This window comes from Okeania sp., assembly GCF_983059655.1.
The window spans coordinates 1-2,226 of record NZ_CEZPJD010001059.1; the positions used below are offsets into that span (position 1 = coordinate 1).

The following is a 2,226-nucleotide window of genomic DNA, read 5'->3' on the forward strand; positions in this document are numbered from 1 at the left end:
TCAGCTATTACTTTTAGTTAGAGCTGACCGCTAATAGCTCTTTGCAGAGCATTTCTTGCGAAATGCTTAAGTTATTTATTATAGCAAGGAATGAGTTGGTATGGCGCTGTGCGCAGGCAACAGCTCATCTGGCAACAGCGGTCAGACCCCGCGTCGCCGGCAGCTCGCTTGCGGAATGCTGACCAAGAGAGGCAACAGGGGGAATCAATTGCTGATAATATAAGGCTTTTAACTATTGGGCAAATCCTGTAATGTGTTAATATACCAGCGCTCATTGCTATATTTGACATAGATTAATTATGAACCTGAGACACCAGAAAAGCTTTTGTCACTGTTCCCTGTTCCCTGTTCCCTGTTCCCTGCTATACTTCAAATGTTTATCAAAAAAATTCATTGCCATATCTACTAATGCGGGGTCAAAAGCTTCACCTCTACCATGATAATGTCCCCAATCAGGTTTTATTTCTAACTGAACTTCCACTCCTTTTTCTGATAGAGCATCTGCTAATAAAACACTTTGACTAATTGGTAAAACACGGTCTTTTTCTCCGTGCATAATCAGAAAAGGTGGATCTTGAGCATCAACATAATTAATAGGATTAGCAAGTGCTGCTAATTCTAATTTTTGCGAGACAGGTCCTCCTAATAACTTATTAGTGACTGAAGTATAACCATAATATTGTTTATCTTTATACTTTTCTTCAACAGCAGGAGTAATAGGTTCGTCAAAAGCGGGAGGAACTTTTGTAAAGTCTGTAGGTGGATACCATGCACAAACTGCTTGTATGGCACTAGATATTTCTGGATTATTTGTTCCTTCCAATTCTTTTACTTCTGCTGATGTTCCTAATAAAGCACTTAAATGTCCCCCAGCAGAAGGTCCCCAAGCTCCAACATTATTAGGGTTTATATCGTACTTATCTGCATTTTTTCGTAGCCAACGAACTGCTTTTTTAACATCATGAATTTGGGCAGGAAATAATGCTTCATCACTAAATCTATAGCTAATACAAGCCATGATGTAATCTCTCTGTGCCACGATTTCTCCTGGGCAATATGTTTTAGTTCCTTCTGACCAACCACCACCATGAATGTAGACTAATAAAGGTAAAGGTTTCTCTGGTTTTGTTTTTGGTAAATATAAATCTAAAAGCAGTGGTTTTTCCCGGTCTTGAAAATTATAATTTCCATAAACAAGGTTTTGTAAGACCTTAACTTTCATAGATTTTTGCTGACAACTTGTAATTAATAATGTCAGCAACAGTAACAAAAATCTGAGGTGATGAGTCAACCTCCCAAAAGCAATGGGCATCTGTTGTATTTCCTAACTAGAAAGAATATAAAAATACACCTTAAATTAAAGATTATTATATCTAACATAGCAATCTATATATAGCAATCTATATAGAGATTTTGACATCTTCTCCGGCCTGAAGGCGCGGAGATTCCTACCGAACCTTAGCTCCTCGGTGGGTTGACGTCTCATTGGATGCTGCTACTTTGGCAGTAGTCTTACACTTGCCTCCACGTCCGTTTCTCGTCTCCGAATGCCCTCCGGCGACTAATATATTTATTGCTGCAATTGCAATAATTCAGGCTATCATTCCAAACCACACGGACACAACCAAATAGCCTAGCTAATCGGTGTTTTTGTCCCGGTGTTGGATATATACGGTACTGAAATCTTGCTTTCATCTGAAATTTTCTCTTGGCCTGTATGTTATGACTATAGCATAGTTAAATTTGGTACGCAATATGTTAAGGCAGCAAAGACATAGTGTCTCAGACTTAAAAGTACACTTGCTATGTGTGACTAAATATAGAAAAAGTGTATTCACTGTAGAAGGATTGAAATTAATTAAGCACTCGTTTGAAGCTGTAGCTAAGAAGATGAACTTCAAAATATTAGAGTTTAATGGAGAAGCCGATCATGTTCATGCAGCAATTGAATATCCACCCAAATTGTCTATATCTCAAATAGTTAATCACCTCAAGGGTGTCTCCAGTAGATTATATGGAGCAGCAGGATATAAAAAACCACACAAGACAGCGCTTTGGAGTCCTTCATATTTTGTGGCTTCTGTTGGAGGAGCGCCACTTGAAGTTCTTAAACAATATATTCAAAATCAAAAGTCCCCCTAGAAGGGGGAGGCTTGAGAGCCGCTTTTTCGGTCAAAAAACTAAAACAATAGATAATTTAGTAGCGATCGGTTAACTGTTTCTAAA

4 protein-coding genes are annotated in these 2,226 nt (G+C 38.3%); 2 read left to right on the forward strand and 2 right to left on the reverse strand.

What is annotated here, in order from left to right; all coding sequences use genetic code 11:
- Positions 1-90: 90 nt before the first annotated feature.
- Entirely contained in the window at positions 91-252 is a 162-nt protein-coding gene (locus AC3DU7_RS31715) for a hypothetical protein (RefSeq protein ID WP_488043206.1), read from the forward strand.
- Between the two features lie 76 nt (positions 253-328).
- Here AC3DU7_RS31715 and AC3DU7_RS31720 read toward each other — a convergent pair whose 3' ends face one another.
- Both AC3DU7_RS31720 and AC3DU7_RS31725 read right to left on the reverse strand, forming a co-directional pair.
- A complete protein-coding gene (locus tag AC3DU7_RS31720; RefSeq protein WP_488043207.1) occupies positions 329-1,312 on the reverse strand; it encodes an alpha/beta hydrolase fold domain-containing protein in 984 nt (327 codons plus the stop codon).
- A 200-nt stretch (positions 1,313-1,512) separates the two neighbouring features.
- Positions 1,513-1,695, reverse strand: a complete 183-nt coding sequence (locus tag AC3DU7_RS31725) for a helix-turn-helix domain-containing protein (RefSeq protein ID WP_488043208.1) — start codon at positions 1,693-1,695, stop codon at positions 1,513-1,515.
- 60 nt (positions 1,696-1,755) lie between these two features.
- On the opposite strand from AC3DU7_RS31725, the gene tnpA reads away from it, so the two are divergent.
- Positions 1,756-2,142, forward strand: coding sequence for an IS200/IS605 family transposase (gene tnpA, locus AC3DU7_RS31730; RefSeq protein WP_488043209.1), 387 nt, complete (start codon positions 1,756-1,758; stop codon positions 2,140-2,142).
- The last annotated feature ends 84 nt before the right edge of the window (positions 2,143-2,226 follow it).

Coding starts and splice junctions, on each gene's coding strand:
- AC3DU7_RS31715 (WP_488043206.1), top strand. CDS start 91: ATGAGTTGGTATGGCGCTGTGCGCAGGCAACAGCTCATCTGGCAACAG.
- AC3DU7_RS31720 (WP_488043207.1), bottom strand. CDS start 1,312: ATGCCCATTGCTTTTGGGAGGTTGACTCATCACCTCAGATTTTTGTTA.
- AC3DU7_RS31725 (WP_488043208.1), bottom strand. CDS start 1,695: ATGAAAGCAAGATTTCAGTACCGTATATATCCAACACCGGGACAAAAA.
- tnpA (WP_488043209.1), top strand. CDS start 1,756: ATGTTAAGGCAGCAAAGACATAGTGTCTCAGACTTAAAAGTACACTTG.